The sequence below is a fragment of the Streptomyces sp. NPDC050619 genome, assembly GCF_040654815.1.
Lineage (GTDB): Bacteria > Actinomycetota > Actinomycetes > Streptomycetales > Streptomycetaceae > Streptomyces.
In genome coordinates, this window is the sequence record NZ_JBFAIR010000003.1 from 451,231 (window position 1) to 468,006 (window position 16,776).

Annotated in this window: 17 protein-coding genes and 1 pseudogene; 5 read left to right on the forward strand and 13 right to left on the reverse strand. The window is 72.1% G+C overall.

All coding sequences use genetic code 11. The features are described 5' to 3' along the window. Positions 1-12: 12 nt before the first annotated feature. The gene (locus AB0I77_RS08060; RefSeq protein WP_363281540.1) at positions 13-735 is read right to left on the reverse strand and encodes a 2OG-Fe(II) oxygenase; all 723 of its coding nucleotides are present in this window, start codon (positions 733-735) and stop codon (positions 13-15) included. A gap of 180 nt (positions 736-915) precedes the next feature. Here AB0I77_RS08060 and AB0I77_RS08065 point away from each other — a divergent pair, with 180 nt between their 5' ends. From AB0I77_RS08065 to AB0I77_RS08075, 3 genes are all read left to right on the forward strand, one after another. Then, entirely contained in the window at positions 916-1,161 is a 246-nt protein-coding gene (locus tag AB0I77_RS08065; protein ID WP_363281541.1) for a hypothetical protein, read from the forward strand. Positions 1,162-1,164: 3 nt separating this feature from the next. Then, positions 1,165-1,542 (forward strand): toxin Doc, encoded by a 378-nt coding sequence (locus AB0I77_RS08070; protein ID WP_363281542.1) that lies wholly within the window; start codon positions 1,165-1,167, stop codon positions 1,540-1,542. A gap of 286 nt (positions 1,543-1,828) precedes the next feature. Next, complete coding sequence (locus AB0I77_RS08075; RefSeq protein WP_363281543.1) at positions 1,829-3,457, forward strand: ricin-type beta-trefoil lectin domain protein; 1,629 nt, start codon at positions 1,829-1,831, stop codon at positions 3,455-3,457. A gap of 15 nt (positions 3,458-3,472) precedes the next feature. On the opposite strand, the gene AB0I77_RS08080 is transcribed toward AB0I77_RS08075, so the two are convergent. From AB0I77_RS08080 to AB0I77_RS08120, 9 genes and pseudogenes are all read right to left on the reverse strand, one after another. Continuing rightward, entirely contained in the window at positions 3,473-4,657 is a 1,185-nt protein-coding gene (locus AB0I77_RS08080) for a lactate 2-monooxygenase (protein ID WP_363281544.1), read from the reverse strand. 81 nt (positions 4,658-4,738) lie between these two features. After that, positions 4,739-5,434, reverse strand: coding sequence for an alpha/beta fold hydrolase (locus tag AB0I77_RS08085; protein WP_363281545.1), 696 nt, complete (start codon positions 5,432-5,434; stop codon positions 4,739-4,741). Continuing rightward, positions 5,431-5,730: pseudogene (locus AB0I77_RS08090) on the reverse strand (cytosine permease); the annotation flags it as partial. The pseudogene AB0I77_RS08090 and the gene AB0I77_RS08085, both read right to left, overlap by 4 nt. 72 nt (positions 5,731-5,802) lie before the next feature. Beyond that, the gene (locus tag AB0I77_RS08095) at positions 5,803-6,354 is read right to left on the reverse strand and encodes a hypothetical protein (protein ID WP_363281546.1); all 552 of its coding nucleotides are present in this window, start codon (positions 6,352-6,354) and stop codon (positions 5,803-5,805) included. Between the two features lie 55 nt (positions 6,355-6,409). Then, positions 6,410-6,637 carry a CDGSH iron-sulfur domain-containing protein gene (locus AB0I77_RS08100; protein WP_363281547.1) on the reverse strand — a complete coding sequence of 76 codons (228 nt, stop codon included), beginning with the start codon at positions 6,635-6,637 and terminating at the stop codon, positions 6,410-6,412. Beyond that, positions 6,618-7,283 (reverse strand): HemK2/MTQ2 family protein methyltransferase, encoded by a 666-nt coding sequence (locus tag AB0I77_RS08105; protein ID WP_363281548.1) that lies wholly within the window; start codon positions 7,281-7,283, stop codon positions 6,618-6,620. Before AB0I77_RS08105 ends, AB0I77_RS08100 begins: the two co-directional genes overlap by 20 nt. Before the next feature lie 28 nt (positions 7,284-7,311). Beyond that, complete coding sequence (locus AB0I77_RS08110; RefSeq protein ID WP_363281549.1) at positions 7,312-8,367, reverse strand: iron-containing redox enzyme family protein; 1,056 nt, start codon at positions 8,365-8,367, stop codon at positions 7,312-7,314. A 104-nt stretch (positions 8,368-8,471) separates the two neighbouring features. Then, positions 8,472-8,654, reverse strand: a complete 183-nt coding sequence (locus AB0I77_RS08115; RefSeq protein WP_363281550.1) for a hypothetical protein — start codon at positions 8,652-8,654, stop codon at positions 8,472-8,474. A 30-nt stretch (positions 8,655-8,684) separates the two neighbouring features. Next, positions 8,685-9,692 carry a Ppx/GppA family phosphatase gene (locus tag AB0I77_RS08120; protein WP_363281551.1) on the reverse strand — a complete coding sequence of 336 codons (1,008 nt, stop codon included), beginning with the start codon at positions 9,690-9,692 and terminating at the stop codon, positions 8,685-8,687. A 112-nt stretch (positions 9,693-9,804) separates the two neighbouring features. Between AB0I77_RS08120 and AB0I77_RS08125 the strand changes: the two genes are divergently transcribed. Then, positions 9,805-10,149, forward strand: coding sequence for a metalloregulator ArsR/SmtB family transcription factor (locus tag AB0I77_RS08125; RefSeq protein ID WP_363281552.1), 345 nt, complete (start codon positions 9,805-9,807; stop codon positions 10,147-10,149). 6 nt (positions 10,150-10,155) lie between these two features. After that, a complete protein-coding gene (locus AB0I77_RS08130) occupies positions 10,156-10,677 on the forward strand; it encodes an SRPBCC family protein (RefSeq protein ID WP_363281553.1) in 522 nt (173 codons plus the stop codon). 220 nt (positions 10,678-10,897) lie between these two features. On the opposite strand, the gene AB0I77_RS08135 is transcribed toward AB0I77_RS08130, so the two are convergent. From AB0I77_RS08135 to AB0I77_RS08145, 3 genes are read right to left on the reverse strand one after another with little or no spacing between them, the layout of a single operon-like run. Continuing rightward, positions 10,898-13,714, reverse strand: a complete 2,817-nt coding sequence (locus AB0I77_RS08135) for an NHLP bacteriocin export ABC transporter permease/ATPase subunit (RefSeq protein WP_363281554.1) — start codon at positions 13,712-13,714, stop codon at positions 10,898-10,900. 1 nt (position 13,715) lies between these two features. After that, the gene (locus tag AB0I77_RS08140) at positions 13,716-15,938 is read right to left on the reverse strand and encodes an NHLP family bacteriocin export ABC transporter peptidase/permease/ATPase subunit (protein WP_363281555.1); all 2,223 of its coding nucleotides are present in this window, start codon (positions 15,936-15,938) and stop codon (positions 13,716-13,718) included. Then, positions 15,935-16,741, reverse strand: coding sequence for an HlyD family efflux transporter periplasmic adaptor subunit (locus AB0I77_RS08145; RefSeq protein WP_363281556.1), 807 nt, complete (start codon positions 16,739-16,741; stop codon positions 15,935-15,937). The genes AB0I77_RS08140 and AB0I77_RS08145 overlap by 4 nt, the downstream gene beginning before the upstream one ends. Positions 16,742-16,776: the final 35 nt, after the last annotated feature.

Genomic DNA, 16,776 nt, shown 5'->3' on the forward strand with positions numbered 1-16,776 from the left:
GCAGCTGCATATCTAGGCCGCGTCGTGGAAGACGAGGCCCAGGGCGTGCCGGCGGCCGGAGCGCACCACGCTCATCCCGTGTCGCAGCGCGCCGGCCGACCAGCCGCGCCGGGTGCGCACCGGGCGGTCCCGGGTGGTGAAGACCAGGCCGTGGCCCTGCCGGAGCACGGTCGCGGTGCCCCGGGACTGGGCCCGGGGGCGCTGCTCCACCAGCAGGAACTCGCCGCCCGTGTAGTCGGTGCCGTACTCGTCGAGGCCGACGACCACCTGGAGCGGGAAGAGCATCTCGCCGAACACGTCACGGTGCAGGGCGTTCCAGTCGCCCTCCGTATAGCGCAGCAGGATCTGCGCCGACCGGCCCTGCCCGGCCGCATGGCATCGCTCCAGCCACTCCTGGAGAGAGTCCGGCCAGGGCGCCGGCCGGCCGAGCCGGGCCGCCCAGTCCCGGGCGACCGGCAGCAGACGCGGGTAGAGGGCCGCGCGCAGGCCGGCGACGGCGGCGGGCAGATCGTGGGTGAAGTAGCGGTACTCGCCGGAGCCGAAGCGGTGCCGTCCCAGGTCGACGGTGGTCCGGAACAGCTCCGGCTTCTCGTACAGCGCCGCCAGGTCGCGGCACTCGGCGGGCGTCAGCAGCCGCCGCGTCGGCGCGCAGCCGTGCTCGTCCAACTCGGCGGCGAGCGCGGCCCAGTCGGTCTCGGCGACCCGGTTCAGGGCCCGTTCGGCGCTGCGGGTCATCAGGTTCGCCCCTCTTCCTCGGTCAGTGCTCGCGGTCTCTTCCCGCCTACGAGTCTGCCGTCCTCCCCGCCGCCCGTCCGGCGGGAATCGGACATCGCGCTCCTGGCCCCAGGTACCGCAGGAGTACCGACTTGACCTGCGAGTATTTACGAGTAAGTACCCGAGCGGTACCGTGGGAGCATGCCTGCCCTGAACGTGGAATTCAGCGACCGCGAGCTGGAGGATCTGCGGCAGATCGCCAAGGAACGCGGTACGTCGATGAAGGCACTCGTGCGCGAGGCCGCCGCGGCCGACATCGCCCGGCACCGGGCGCTGCAAGAGGGTGCCGAGGCCTTCCGCCGGTTCTTCGCCTCGCACGCCGACGAGTTCGCGGCCGCCTTCCCCGAAGACGAACCGCATCGCCACAGCGAGGGACGGGTCGCCTGACCGATGGCTCCCGTCGTCCACATCGACGTGCCCTGGCTGCTCCAGCGGCACGAAGAGGTCCTGCCCGACCAGCCCACGATCAACGACTTCTCCGCGCTGGTGGCCGCCGTCGCCCGGCACCGCGTCGACCCGCCCCGCCTCGGCAACGACTCCGACCCCGCCTGGCGGGCCGCCGCGCTGCTGCACACCCTCGCCCTGCTCAAGCCCCTGCCGTCGGCCAACGCCCGTTTCGCCTGCGCCACGGCCGTCGCCTACATGTTCGTCAGCGGCGTCGGCATCGACCCGCCCTACGGCGCCCTCGTCGACCTCGCCCGCGACCTGATCTCCGGCAAGACCGATGTGTACGGCGCGGCCGACCGGCTGCGCTCCTGGCAGATCTGACCCTGGGCCAGAGCCCGCGCCCCGCGCTCCGGCGCGTGCGCGTGTTTCACACGGGGCGCATGCAATACCCAAAGCCTTGTTGGCCAGGAGTAACTTGTGCAAGGGTGAACTACCGGTGTGTGGGGGGTATGGGGCCGGCTCGCATTCGTCCCGTGGGGAGCCGGGGCGGACGGACGTTGGTGAATTCCACACTCCTCGCGCCCGCGCCCGAGAGGTATCCCGACCCGGGGTCCTTTTCGGCGACCAGAACTTCTGTGCTTCATGCGCGTGGGAAGGAATCCGCTCAGTGCCCACCCCCCACCCCCCTCGCCCGCCTTATCCTCCGGCCGGCGGGGTTCCCGAGGAATCCGACGAGAGCCTCGGCGCCGCTCTCAGCGGCAGTCCGGACACCGAGGTCGCCTCGTCCGTCGCGCTGCTCATGGCGCGGCACTGGCGGCCGGTCCACGAGTACGCGGTGATCTGCCTCGCCTCCCCGGACGAAACCGCCTCCATGGTCACCGCCGCCGCCTTCCACCAGGTCTTCGACCGCCTGACCGTCGGCGAGACGGCCGTGGCGTTACGCCCGCGGCTCCTGCTGACCGTGCGGGACACGGTCAGACAGTGGTCGGCCGAGGAGCGGATATCCGGTGTGCTGCCGGGACTCGGGAAACCCGCCGGCGGCCGTGGTATGCGGGCGACCAAGTCCGTCACGCCCGAAAACCGAAAGTTGGCCGAGCGGTCGTTCCACTCCCTTCCCGGACTCGCCCGGTGTTTGTTGTGGCATGTGGAGGTGGAGGGGGAGCCCATTGCCATCCCCGCCGCCCTCCTCGGCATGGACACCCGCATCGCGTCGGCGGCGCTCGAACAAGCGCGTGAAAAATTCCGCGAGGGTTGTGTACATGCCCATCGAGAACTCGCGCCGACCAAGGATTGCCGCTTCTACAACCGCCTCCTCGACGTTCCGATTCGCCGGGGCGGGGTCCTGCTGCCGGATGTCCAGCAGCATCTGGGGGAGTGCCGCCACTGCCGTAACGCGGCCGAACAACTGAGCCATTTCGAGGGCGGCTTGGGCGTGCTGCTCGCCGAGTCGGTGCTCGGCTGGGGTGCCCGCCGCTACCTCGACCGCCGTCCCGGCCGAGACCGTCAGGAACCGCGGACACGCGGCTCCGCCCGGCACGGCGGCGGACGCCGTCGCCTGCTGGGGGCGATTCCCGCGCCCGGCCGCCGTACCCCGGGCGGCCTGCGCTCCTCGCGGGCCCTGCTCACAGGAGTGGGCCTCGCCTCCGCGGGACTGCTCGCCACCGTGCTCGTCGCCAGCCTCTGGTCGGACGACGACGGCGTCGACCCTGCCGCCTCCACCAGCGCCTCCGGCGGCGTCGGCGCGGCCCCCGGGACCGGTTCGCAGGTGCCGCCGGCGGCCTCCGCGCCGCCGGGCACCGCCCAACTGCCCGCCGTGCCCGGGCGCACCAGGCTGCGCAACGCCGCCGCCGACCTGTGCCTCGCGATCGACGGCGAGCCGAAGGCCGGGGCCGGGACCGAGCTGGCGGCGTGCTCGTCCGCCGCCGGCCAGCAGTGGTCGTACGAGAACGACGGCCTGCTGCGCAGCGTGGCCGACCACGATCTGTGCCTGGACTCGCATGTCGACGCCGGCGTGGTGGTCCTCGGCACGTGCGCCGCCGAGAAGGCGAAGCGGGGTGACGACATGCGCTACGACCTCACCGTGCAGGGGGAGTTGCTGCCGCGCTGGGACGAGCAGCTCGCCCTCACCTCCACGACCGAGGACCCGGGCGCCGACATCGTCGTCAAGGTCCGCGACGGCTCCGCCCAGCAGCGCTGGCTGGCCGACCCGCTCTCGACGGCCAGCCCCGGTTCGCTGTCGGACACCGGGACCGCGACGCCGTCGGCACGGCCCGTCGAACTGTCGGACCGGACGTAGGCAACGCCTTCCTGTTCACCTTCCGTACGGCCCCGCCGGCTCCTCTTCGAGGTCGGCGGGGCCCACGGTCGCCGGGGTGGCGTGTCCGGTCAGGGCGAGCGTGAGGTCGAACTCCGCGAGCAGGCAGCGGATCACGTGCTCGACGCCGGCCTGTCCGTCCAGCCCGAGGCCGTAGACGTAGGGCCGTCCCACGAGGACCGCCCGCGCGCCCAGCGCGAGTGCCTTGAAGACGTCGTCCCCGGTGCGGACGCCGCTGTCGAACAGGACGGTCAGCCGGTCGCCGACCGCTGCCGCCACCCGAGGCAGCGCGTCGGCCGCCGCGAGGGCACCGGCCACCTGGCGGCCGCCGTGGTTGGACACCACGACACCGTCCATCCCGGCGTCGGCGGCGAGCCGGGCGTCGTCCGGGTGCAGGACGCCCTTGAGGACGATCGGGCCGTCCCAGTTCTCCCGCAGGAACGCCAGGTCCGGCCAGGTCTTGGCGGGATCCGCGAACATGCCGATGAAGTGCATGACCGCCGCGTTCGGATCCTCCTGCACCGGCTTCGCCAGGCCCGCCCGGAAAGCCGGGTCGGAGAAGTAGTTGGCGGTGCCCACGCCGTGCAGGAACGGCATATACGCCTGGTCGAGATCGCGTGGCCGCCAGGACAGCAGAGGCGTGTCCAGGGTGACGACGAGCGTGCTGAACCCGGCCGCCTTCGCCCGGTTCAGGAAACTCCGGGCCACCTCGGGATCCCTCGGCCAGTACAGCTGGAACCACCGCTCGGCGTCCCCCATCGCCTCCGCGACCTGCTCCATCGGCGTGCTGGACGCCGACGACAGGATGTACGGCACGCCCTGTGCGGCGGCGGCCCGCGCGGCGGCGGACTCGGCGTCCGGATGCATGATCGACAGCACGCCGACCGGGGCCAGAGCCAGCGGTGCGGGCAGGGCGCGGCCGAGGATGTCGACCGACAGATCACGCTCATGCACGTCCCGCAGCATGCGCGGCACGATCCGCCGGCGCTCCAGAGCGGCCCGGTTGGCGCGCGCCGTGCTGCCGTTGCCCGCGCTGCCCGCCACATAGCCGACCGGGCCGGGGCCCAGCCGCCGCTCGGTCAGCTCCTCCAGCCGGGTCAGATCCGTGGGCAGCCGCGGTACGGCGCCGGCCATCCCGTTCAGATAGATCTCGTACTGGAAATCCGCCCAGTGCTTCGCCACCGTACGTCCCGCCTCTCGTCGTTGAGACCGCGCTGTACGGCGACGATACCGGCAGGTAGGCACAGGGGAGGGGCCCCGGACTCAGCCCTTGGCGGCCGACTCGTGGAGGACACGCGCCAGTTCACGCGGCTGCGAGAACATCGGCCAGTGCCCGGTGTCCATGTCGACCCGCTCCCAGCGCTCGCTCTCCAGCAACTCGGCCACGACAGGCCTCGGTTCGTCGCCGTCGAGCAGGCATTTGACGTAGGTGGCGGGGAGTTCACTCAGGGGCCGGGTGAGGACGGCCGGTTCGGTGAGTGTGGCGCCCGGGTGCGGGGTCGAGCCGGCGACGATCCGGGCGATCTGTTCGTCCGTCAGATCCTGGTCCGCGTAGTAGGCGGCGGTCGCCCGCGGCCAGAAGCCGCCGCCCGCCGCGATGGCCTCCCGTACAGGGTCGCTCGGCCAGCCGGACAGGAACGTCTCCCCGTCGACGGGGACGTTCGCATCGACGAACACCACGCGCCGCAGCCGGTCGCCGATCCGTTCGGCGGCCTGGCCGACCGGGACGCCGGCGTAGCTGTGCCCGACCAGGACGACGTCCCGCAGGCCGAGGCGCTCGACCTCCCCGACGATGTCCTGGACATGGGTCTGCTGCCCGGCCAGAACGCCCTGCTTCTCGGCGAGGCCGGACAGGGTCAGGGGATGGACGTCGTGCCCGGCGGCACGCAGTTCGGCCGCTGTCTCGTCCCACGCCCATGCCCCGAGCCGAGCGCCCGCCACCAGTACGAAGTGAGTCATGCCCGCAACGTAGCGGAGGGGTCTGACAATGACGTCTCGTCACCCTGCGCGCCGGGACCGGTGATCGCCCGCACCGGGATGTCGACGGTCCGGGCCGGCCGCGCGCCCTCGGGCCCGTACACCGCCCGCGGCTCGGGGAACAGCCGCAGCAGTGTCAGGAACAGCACCGCGGCCACGACCAGGGACAGCGGCAGGCTGATGTCGACGCCGTTCGCCAGATCGCCCAGCGGGCCGACGAACTGGCCCTGGATGTCGGTGAACAGCACGCCGATGAGCGCCGACACCCACCAGGCGGTCGACGACGGGTCGCGGTCGCCGGGGTGTGCGGCGTGAACGGATGACGTCCTTCGGGGTGGGCGAAACCTCCCTCACTCGTCGTCCGTCGGCGTGTCCTCCGGTTCGGTGTCGGGGCCCTGGGACCTGACCCGCTGGACGTGTTCGAGGGACTCCCGCAACTCGGCGAGCCAGTCGTCGGTGTGGCGCTGGACCAGCCGGACGCACCAGGCGAGGGCTTCACTGCGGCTTCGGGCGACGCCGGCGGCGATGAGGGTGTCCAGGACCTGGCGCTCGGGCTGACGCAGCCGGCTCATGACGGGTGCCGCCACATGCGTGTACAGGGCGCGCTCCCCCCCGCACTCCACGCCCCAGGAGACCTTCCGGCCGAACCGGTGCTCGGCGTCGCGCGCCACCGCCATCCGGTCCTCACGCGTGCGTTCCCGGAACTCCTGGATCCGGCCCTGTACGGCCGCCCCGCGCTCGGCGTCCGGGGCGTCCTCGGCCAGCCGCGGCTCGGGGATGCGGCCGATCACGGTGATCTCCTCGCGGTCGGCCGTCACCTCGACCAGTTCCTCGAAGAGGTCGTCGGGCAGGCGGCCGGCGAACCAGCCGCGCAGTTTCTCTTGTTGCTCTGTCGTAATCATGTAATCACGATTACTCCGGCAGGTCAGGAACGCAAGGGCCTGCCGCGGAGTGCGCTCAGGGCTGAAACAGGCGCGCCGGGCAGCGACCCCCGGCCAGGCGGTGGCTGGTGTCGCACCAGGGGTAGCGGCGACTGCGGCGGCAGGTGCACAGGGCCACGCGGAAGCGGTCGGAGGACACCGTGGTGCCGTCCTCCAGTTCCACCTCCACCGGTCCCTCCACCAGCAGCGGGCCCCGGCGACGCATCGTGATCCGGCGGGGCGGTTCAGACGGGGAGTTCGGCACGGACGACCACCAGCTCTTCCTTCTCGTCGGCGGGGGACAACAGGCCGCGCCCGCGCAGCCAGTCCTCCCGCGCGCGCAGAACCGGACCGAACGCGATCCGGCGGCGGCGGATCACGCAGACCTCGAGGCCGGCCGCGCGCAGGTGCGCCACAGTCCGGCCGGGGTCGCTCAGCGCGGAGTGCACGATGAGCAGGACACCGCCGGGCCGCAACAGGGCGGGTGCCTCCCGGCAGATCCGGTCCAGGACGAACCGCCCGTCGCGCCCCGCGTCCCAGGCCCGGGCCGTGCCGTGCGGCGGCCGTCCGTCCGTCGGGGCCGGCACGTACGGCGGGTTGCTGAGGATGAGGTCGAACGACCGGTCCCGTACGGGAGTGAAGAGGTTCCCGCGCCGGATCCGGACCGGCACCCCCGCCACCCAGGCGTTCAGCCGCGCCGTCCACACCGCGCGCCAGGACACGTCCACCGCGGTCACGCGGGTGTCGCGGCGAGCGGCCGCGATGGCCAGTGCCCCGCTCCCGGTGCCCAGGTCGAGGACGTCCGCACCCGGCCGAAGGAGTTCCTCCGACAGGGCCCCGGCCAGCAGGGCGGTGTCCTCCTGCGGGTCGTAGACACCCGGGGGGACCAGCGGCGGCACCAGAGAACTCACTGCGTCCGAGTACCCCGGCCGTCCGGAGCTACAGGGGATTCCGGTGGTCGGCGGGCGGTCCGGCCGGCGCGTTCACCGGAGGTCGCGGCGACGAGGCCAGGGGCGTGCGCAGCGACGACCGGCCCGCGCGCCAGTCGGCGAGCAGACGCGCGGCGAAGCGGTCCTCGAGGTGTCCCGTGGCGTCGACGCCGAAGGCGACGTCGGCGGCCAGGTGCGGTTCCTCGGCCAGCAGACCGCCGATGACGTCGTGGCGCACGACCTGTTCGTGGACCGCGTCGGCCTCGACATGCTCGTCGTAGAAGAATTCGGCGGCGGGCCCGGCGCCCGTGCGCCGCATCGCCTCGGCCAGCCGCCGCGAACCGGGCGAGGAGGTGGTCTCGACCGCCGCGAAGTGGCCCACCAGGGCGCCCCGGAGGGAGCGGTGCAGGCCGAAGAGGGACATGAGGTTCACCGTGGCCAGGACCTCCGCGGACGCCGCGTCGAGGTAGCGGCCGTACCTCGTGTCCAGGCCCAGATCCGTCATCAGGCCGGCGAACAGGCGCGCGTGTATCCGGTCGGGGCGGCCGCCGCCGTACTCGTCGAACTCCACCGCCGCCATGGCCGCCTTGGCCCGGCCCCACAGCCGCGGCAGCACCCAGGCGTGCGGATCGGCCTCCTTCAGGTGATACAGCGAACGCTGGGCCGCGTACTCGCGCAGCTGCCACAGCTCGCCCTCGTCGCGCAGATAGTGGGAGACGCCCGTGCCGTCGACCGGCTCGACGAGAATCTCCCCGAGTGCCTCCTCGACGCTGTCGTGGACGGTCGTGTCAGCGCGCAGGACGGCCAGGAAGCGGTGCTCCAGGGCGGCACGCGTGCGCAGCAGATCCGGGTCCCACTCGAGATCCGGGGCCACGCCCGCGAAACCGCGGTAGTGCAGTTCGTAGCAGAGGTACAGGGCCAGCTGGAGGTCGTCGCCGTACACGGCCGCGCCCGCGACGTAGTCGTCGCGCGGCAGCGGTCCGGTGCCCAGCACGTACTCCCCGACGGATGCGGAGACCGGGCCCCGGGGGGAGGGCAGCCGTGGTTCCTGGCTCGCGTGCGGCATGCGCCCCGGGTACCCCGGGGGTGCCCGGCCACCCGCCGAGTGGAGCCGTGGTGAGCGCCCGGGCGGCGCGCCCCTTGGACACGCCGCCCGGACAGGGCTCGCGGTCAGTCGCCCCGGGACTCGTCCTGGGCGCGCCTGTTGGGAGTGATGGCCTCCGCGACCTCACCCCGGCGGCGCCTTCGTTCGGCGGATTCCCGAGTACGCGTCTCGGCGTCCTCCACCTCCCGCAGAACCTCTTCGAGCGCCGTCTCGGGCGTCTTGCCGGTGGGTTCCCTGTCGTCGGACATGGCTGTGTCCTCCCTCCTCCTCGGCTTGTCTCAGTTCGTCGCGGTCGCGATGTGCAGGGGTACGGGGTCCGGGGGAGTGTCCTCCTCATGGCGGCGGATGATCTCCGCCCACCAGGACGCCCCGTCCTCGATCCGGCGCAACAGCACTCCTTCCCGGATCGCCCACGGGCACAGCGTGAGCGCACTGATCCCGGTCAGCTTCATCGCCGTGTGCCCGACCACCGCACCCGCCAGACTCTGCGCGGCGCGCGGCGCGGAGATACCGGGCAGCTGGGCGCGCTCGGCGGCGGACAGGGCGGCCAGGCGGTCGACCGCCTTGCGCAGGGCCGGACGGTGCAAACGCCGCTCGGTGAACGGGCCGTGCCGCCCGGGCGGTGCCCCGCACAGGCGCCCCAGCTGCTGGAAGGTACGTGAGGTGGCCACCGCCGTGTGCGGCCCCTCCCAGCGGATCCGCGCCGCCACGTCCCGCAGCTGATGGCGGACCTTGCGGCGCAGCGCCCGCACCAGCTCCGGCGGCGGCGGATCCTGCCCCTCGAAGAACTCGTGCGTCAACCGGCCCGCGCCGAGCGGCAGCGAGGCCACGAAATCCGGCAACCGGCCACGGCCGAAGGCCACTTCGAGCGAGCCGCCGCCGATGTCCAGCACGGCGAGCGGTCCCGACCGCCAGCCCATCCAGCGCCGCGCCCCGAGGAACGTGAGCTCGGCCTCCACCTCGCCCGGCAGGGTGCACAGGCCCACACCCGTCCGTGCCCGGACGGTGCGCAGCACCTCCTGGCGGTTCGGCGCGCCGCGTACCACGGCTGTCGCGAAGGCCAGGGGACTCGCCGCGCCCCACCGGGTCGCGGTCCTGGTCGCCTCGCCGACCGCGTCGACGAGCCGCTCGACGGCCTCCTCCGGCACCGGACCCCCGGGCTGTACCTGGTCGGACAGCCTCAGGCGCCATTTGGCGGTGTGAACCGGCAGTGGTACCCCGCCCTCCGCGTCCGCCACGACCAGTCTGACCGTGTTCGATCCGACATCCACCACGCTGATTCGCATGAAGGCGTGGGTACCCGTTTGCGGGGTCGTCCCACCACCAGGAGCGGACCGTTGGTGGTAAATGCGCCTTTATTCCTTGACGGGAATATAACCGCCGAGGCATATTGAAGTCATGTCCGACGCCTCGCTCTGGACCGCCCTCGCCGACCCCCACCGGCGGGCCATCGTCGCGCTGCTGCTCGAGAGGCCGCGGTCGGTCGGCGAGATCGTGGCGGCCTGCGGGCTGAGCCAGCCCAGTACGTCCAAGCATCTGAAGGTGCTCAAGGAGGCGGGCCTGGTCCGGGTCCGGCAGGACGCCCAGCGCCGTGTCTACGCCCTCGACCCGGCCCCGATCGCCGAGCTGGACGCCTGGCTGGCCCCGTACCGCGCGCTCTGGAACGGCAGCCTGGACGCGCTGGGCCGCCGCCTGGACGAGACAACGCCAAACGCCCCCGAGGAACCCTCACCGAAGGACTGATCCGCCATGCCCGCCGACCTCACCGGCACCTATCTGATCCTGGACGACGGCCGTCCCGCCATCCGCTTCAGCCGTACCTACGACCACCCCGTCGACCGTGTCTGGCGATTCGTGACCGAAGCCGACGAACTCGCCCACTGGTTCCCCTCCCGCGCCGAGATCGAGCTGCGCGCCGGCGGCACGATCACCTTCGGCGGCGACCCGGACATGGAGGACTCGACGGGCCGGGTCATCGCCGTCGACCCGCCCCGCCACCTGTCCTTCGAGTGGGGCGGCGACGAACTCCACTTCGACCTGGAACCGCTGGACGCCAAGCGCACCCGCTTCACGCTCACCAACGTCCTGATCGCCGCGGACACCGCCGCCCGCAACGGCGCCGGCTGGGAGGTGTGCCTGGCCGCACTGGACGCGAAGGCGCGCGGCGAGCGGTTCGAGGGACCGCACGCCGGCATGAACGCGCCCTGGAAGGAGTTCTACGACGCGTACCTCGCGGCCAAGATCCCCTCCGGCGCCCCCGTCCCCGGCTAGGGCCTGTTGCGAAAGTGGCCTCTGCCGCGCGACGCCCAGCACGCTCCCCCACTGCCTTAAGGGCGTGGGAGGTGCCCCCACTCGCCGCACCGCCCGAAAGCCCGAGTACGCCCAGTACGAGGGCTTCCGGGCGGCACGCCGAGAGCACGCACCGGACGCCGCGCGGCCGCCCTGCGGGCGACGAGGCCACTTTCGCAACAGGCCCTCGACGCCTGACCGCTCACGCCATCTGCCGCCGCACCAGCTCGTGCAGCCGGCCGCCGGTGTCCGCGAGGAGCTGCGTGGGCGGACCGTGCTGGGCGACCTTGCCGTCCTCCATCACGATGACGCGGTCGGCGTCCATGACCGTCGACAGGCGGTGCGCGATGACGATGCGGGTGGCGTTGAGGGCCTTGGTGCTCTCGATGACCGTGCGCTGCGTCTCGTTGTCGAGGGCGCTGGTCGCCTCGTCGAAGAAGAGGATGCGCGGACGGCGGATCAACGCCTGCGCGATCATGAGGCGCTGGCGCTGCCCGCCGGAGACGGCGCCGCTGCCCGCGACGATCGTGTGCAGGCCCATCGGCATCCGCTTGATGTCCTCGGCCAGCCCCGCCAGCTCGGCCGCCGCCATCGCCTCCTCCGGCGTGTAGGGCTCGGTGCCGCAGATGACGTCCAGGATGGAACCGGTGAACGGCTGCGCGTGCTGGAGCACCACCCCGCACTGCCGGCGTACGGCCGACTGGTCGAGGGCGGCCAGGTCCTGGCCGTCGTACAGCACACTGCCCGAGACCGGCCGGTCGAAGCCGATCAGCAGCCTGAGCAGGGTCGACTTGCCGCAGCCGCTCGGGCCGACGATCGCCACGAACTCGCCCGGCCGTACCTCGAACGACACGTCGTCCAGGACGAGCGGGCCGTCGTCGGAGTAGCGGAAGGAGAGCCTGCGCGCCTCCATCGCCCCGGTCAGCGGGCCCGGCCGGGTGCTCGCCGTGCGCACCTCGGGCGCGGCCTCCAGGACCGGCTTGATCTCTTCGAACAGCGGCAGCGCGGAGACCACCGAGACGAAGGAGCCGGTCAGCTGGGTGACGGCCGTCAGCAGCATCGTCACCGAGGTGTTGAAGGTGAGGAACGCGGCCGCCGACATGGACCCGCGCGCCGGGCCCGCCAGCAGCATGAACATCAGCAGGGTGCACACCGGCAGGTAGACCGCGCCCATCACGGTCGTGAGGTTCTTGATCCGCCCCACCTTCTGCTGGAGCTCGCGGCTGCGGGCGAACTGGGAGGCCCAGGCCGCGTAGGCGTAGTTCTCGGCCGCCGCCACCCTGAGCTTCGGCAGACCGCGCAAGGTCTGGAACGCCTGGTTGTTCAGCTTGTTGCCGAGTACGACAAGGCGCCGCTGCCAGCGCACCTGCCACAGCCCGAGCCCCAGGAACACGGCGGAGATGACGACGAGCATGCCGATCGCCGCCATCGCCATCGAGGCGCTGTACCAGAACAGCAGCCCCAGATTCATCGCGCCCACGGTGACCGACTGCGCGACGACCGGACCTAGTCCCGCCATCATCCTGCGGATGGAGCTGATGCCCATCGCCGCGCTCGCCAACTCGCCGGTGGAGCGCTCGGTGAAGAACTTCGTGGGCAGCCTGAGCAGCCGGTCCCACACCGCCGGTTGGAGGGTCGCTTCGATACGGCCCTCCAGGCGCAGGATGGTCAGGTTCTCCAGCAGCATGAAGGCCGCCGCCACCACGCTGCTGATCATCACGGCCAGACAGACCTGGACGATCAGGTGGCTCTGGGCCTTCGGCACGAACTCGCCGAGCACCTTGCCGGTCGCGATCGGCACCAGCGAGCCGATCGCGACCGTCACCAGGCCGCTGATCATAAGGTTCCGCAGGTCGCCGCCCGTGCCGCGCATGCTGAAGCGGAGCAGTCCGAGCGGACTGAGCCGTCGTTCGGGCAGCGGGCGGTAGAACATCACCGCGCGCGGCTCGAACTCCTCCGCGTTGGCCTTCTCGACCGGGGTCTCGCGGCCGGTCGCCGGGTGCACGGCCACATATCCGCCGCGCCGCCACAGCAGCGCGACGGGAGCGCCGGACAGGGCCCGGTGGCCCACCAGCGGTCCGATGTTGTCGCGCCACCAGCGGCCGTCCAGGCGTACGGCCCGGGTGCGGACCCGGGAGGCGATGGCGACCTGCTCGACCGGGTCGAGGCGCTCGCTCTCCGTGCCGGACTGTGCGGGCTCGGCGATCGGGATCCCGGCCGCCTGGCCGACCAGCTTGCACGCGGCGTGACTGGCGTCCGCGTCGGCGGCCGTCGTGCGCTTCCCGGACCGCTTGCCGATCGACGCCAGCAGTGTCTGATCGGCCTGGGCGCGGACCGCCTCACCGGCCCTGATGCCCTCCGCCGTCCGGGTCTCGTGGGTGCGCTCCAGCTGTTCGATCCAGCGGTCCAGCGTGGTCAGCAGCCGGTACTGCTGGTCGACCATGCTCTGCCAGATCGCCGGGTCCATCAGCAGGTCGGCCGCGGCCTCCGCGCCGTACAGCGAGCCGTACTGCACGCTGCCGGGCGGCACCTGCATCCAGAAGACGTCGTCGTCGGTCAACGCGGCGGCCCGTTCGGTGGCCATCGGCGCCTGGAAAAGGATCGACAGGCTGCGGCCGACGCCCAGGGCGAGGGCGTACTCCAGCGGGCTCGTCGTCGGCGGGACGTACTGGGGGTTGCCGTACTCGTCGTAGGACCAGGTCTGGGTGTCCGCGGGCTGGTACAGCTCGCGCAGCCCGATGCGGTGCACCACGCAGTCCCTCAGCGGGCGTGCGACCAGGGTGTGCTGGGGTCCCGCGACCGGCCCGAGCAGCAGCGAGCCCGCCTCCAGCCGGCCGAGGTGGTGCCAGTGGCCCTGCTGCTCGGCGTCCACCGCGAACAGGTCCATGGCGCCGGACGCGACCAGCCACAGCACCTGCGGCCCTTCCAGATCGATGCGGCTGAAGCCGGCGCAGTCGACGGGCGTGCCCATGGAGCCGAGCGCGCCCAGAACGAGGTCGCCCTCGTGTGCGGTGGTCATCTCAGTGCTCCCTGACCAGCTGGGCGTACGCGCCGCCGCGCGCCACCAGCTCCTCGTGCCGCCCGCGCTCCACGATCGTGCCGTGCTCCAGTACGACGATCTCGTCGCTGTCGCGCACGGTGCTGAGCCGGTGCGCGATCACCACACAGGCGCAGCCACGCTTGCGCAGGTTGTCCATGACCACCAGTTCGGTCTCCGCGTCCAGCGCGCTCGTCACCTCGTCCAGCACCAGGATGCTGGGCCTGCGCACCAGCGCCCGGGCGATCTCCAGGCGTTGACGCTGTCCGCCGGAGAAGTTGCGGCCGTCCTGCTCGACCTTGCTCTGGATGCCGCCGGGGCGCCGCGTGACGACGTCGTACAGGGCGGCGTCCCGCAGCGCGTCCACCACGGCGTCGTCCGGGATCGACGGGTCCCACAGCGCCACGTTGTCGCGGACCGTGCCCTCGAAGAGGAAGACGTCCTGGTCGACGAAGGAGACGGAGGCCGCGAGCGCCCCGCGCGGGATGTCGTCCAGGCGCTGCCCGTCGATGCGGATCACGCCCTCCCAGGGTGCGTACAGGCCCGAGATCAGCCGGGACACCGTCGACTTGCCGCTGCCCGAGCCGCCGACCAGAGCGACCTGCTGGCCCGGGCCGACGGTCAGGTCGAAGCCGGTCAGCAGCGGCTTGTCGAGCGGGTTGTAGCCGAAGGCGATGTTCTGCAACTCGACATGGCCCTGGAGGCGGCGCGTCGACTCGCCCGCGCCGGGGCGGTCGTAGAGCGGGTCCGCCTGGAAGTTCTCCACGTCCTTCAGGCGGGCCACGTCGGCCGCGAAGTCCTGGATGCGGCCCGCGACGCCGTTGAGGCGGGTGATCGGGGCGGTGAAGCGGGTGACCAGCGCCTGGAAGGCGACCAGCAGGCCGACCGAGATGCCGCCCTCCACCGCCCGCATGCCGCCGATCCACAGGATCAGCGCGCTGTTGAGGCTCGCGAGGGTCGGCGCGACCACACCCAGCCAGGCGGTCGGCACGCCGAGCCGCTGCTGCTCCTCCAGCGTGGTGGCGTGCTGCCCGGCCCACTTGCGGAAGTAGCCGTCCTCACCGCCGGTCGCCTTCATCGTCTCGATCAGCTGAAGCCCGGTGTAGGCGGTGTTGGTGAGGCGGGCGCTGTCGGCGCGCAGTTTCGCGGTGCGGGTGGCGCGCAGCCGGATCACGATCCGCATGGCCACCACGTTCAGCAGCGCCACGCCGATGCCGACGTACGTCAGCTGGGGGTCGTAGGTGTAGAGCAGCACCGCGTACAGGACGACGACCACCGCGTCGACGCCCGCCGCCGCGAGGTCGCGGGACAGGGTCTCGGCCACCTGGTCGTTGGACTGGAGGCGCTGCACCAGGTCGGCCGGGCTGCGCTGGGAGAAGAAGGTGACCGGCAGCCGCAGCAGATGGCGCAGGAAGCGGGCGCTGGAGAGGGTGGAGGAGATGATGCGGCCGTGCAGCAGGTTCGACTGCTGGAGCCAGGTCAACAGCAGGGTGAGCAGCACGCACGCGCCCATCGACGAGAACAGCACGTCGAGCAGCGAGGTCTGCCCCCCGATCAGGAACATGTCGATGTAGGTGCGGCTCAGCGCGGGCACGGCGGCGCCGACCAGCACCAGGAGCAGGCTCGCCAGCACGGCGGCCGGCATGGTGCCCGCGGTGCCGCGCAGCCGCGCCGGCATCGCGCCGAGTATCCCCGGCTTGCGCCCGCCCTTGGTGAAGCCCTCGCCGGGCTCCATGACCAGGACGACACCGGTGAAGCTGCCGTCGAAGTCCTCCATGGGCACGAAGCGGCGGCCCTTGCCGGGGTCGTTGATGTACACCCCGCGGCGGCCGAAGCGGCGCCCCATGCCGTCGTAGACGACGTAGTGGTTGAACTCCCAGAACAGGACGGCCGGTGTCTTCACCCCGGCGAGGGCGGCCGTGTCCATCTGCATGCCCTTGGCCGTCAGGCCGTAACTGCGGGCCGCCTTCAGCAGGTTGCTGGCCCGCGAGCCGTCCCGGGAGACACCGCAGGCGATGCGCAGCTCCTCCAGCGGGACATGCTTGCCGAAGTGGCCGAGCACCATCGCCAGGGAGGCGGCGCCGCACTCCACGGCCTCCATCTGGAGGACGGTGGGCGTGCGGACGGTCTTCGCCTTCCCCTTGGGGACCGGGCGTTTGGGCGGGGCGGCGCGGCGCCTGCTTCTGGTGTCCTGCGCGGCACTCACGGCAGCAGCCAATCGACGGGACGCTGATCGGCCAGCCGGATCGAGCCCTCGGCCGTCGTCATGGAGGTCAGGGAGAACGGCGGCCCGTCCGTCGACGACCACTTGTAGCCGCTCTTCGTGCCGGACGACTTGTCCAGCTTGACCAGCACGGCCACCGGCCTGCCGTCCTTGGTGAACTGCTCGCCGAGCTGGCTGTCCCCGAGGAACGCGCCGATCTGCTGGGCCGACTGGGCGGCACGGTCCACCGTCTTCACATGGCCGCGCAGCACGCCGTACTCCTGCGTGGGCACCGAGGAGACGGTCAGGTCCACGGCGGCGTTCGCGGGGATGGAGGCCGCGTTCTCGGCGGGCACGTACACCGTCGCGTACAGCGGGTCGCCGGCGCGGGCGACCTTCTCGACGGCGGCGACGTTCGCGCCGGTCTGGATGATCTGGCCGATGGTGGCGGCGAGCGCGGTGATCCGGCCCGCGGCGACCGTACGGACGACGGTGTCGCCCTCGGCCGTACGGACCTTGAGCACGGGGGAGCCGGCGGGCAACCGCTGGCCCTGCTGGGCGACGACCGCGGTGACCTGGCCCGCTACCGGGCTCTGCAGGATGTAACTGCCCTCGCCGTGCGTGAGGATGGCGGGCGCGCCGACCGTGGAGGCCACCGAGCCGGTCACCGCCCACACGGACGCGGCGGCGATCACGACCACCGTCACGGACAGGACGAGCCAGCCCTGGGGGCGGGCGAAGCGCACCGGTAGATCAAGCTCTTCGGGCGACTGGAGCTTGGCGAGGGCCTGTTGGCGGAACTGCACGGAACTTCCCTCACCTGGGAGAGATCTTTTACGGC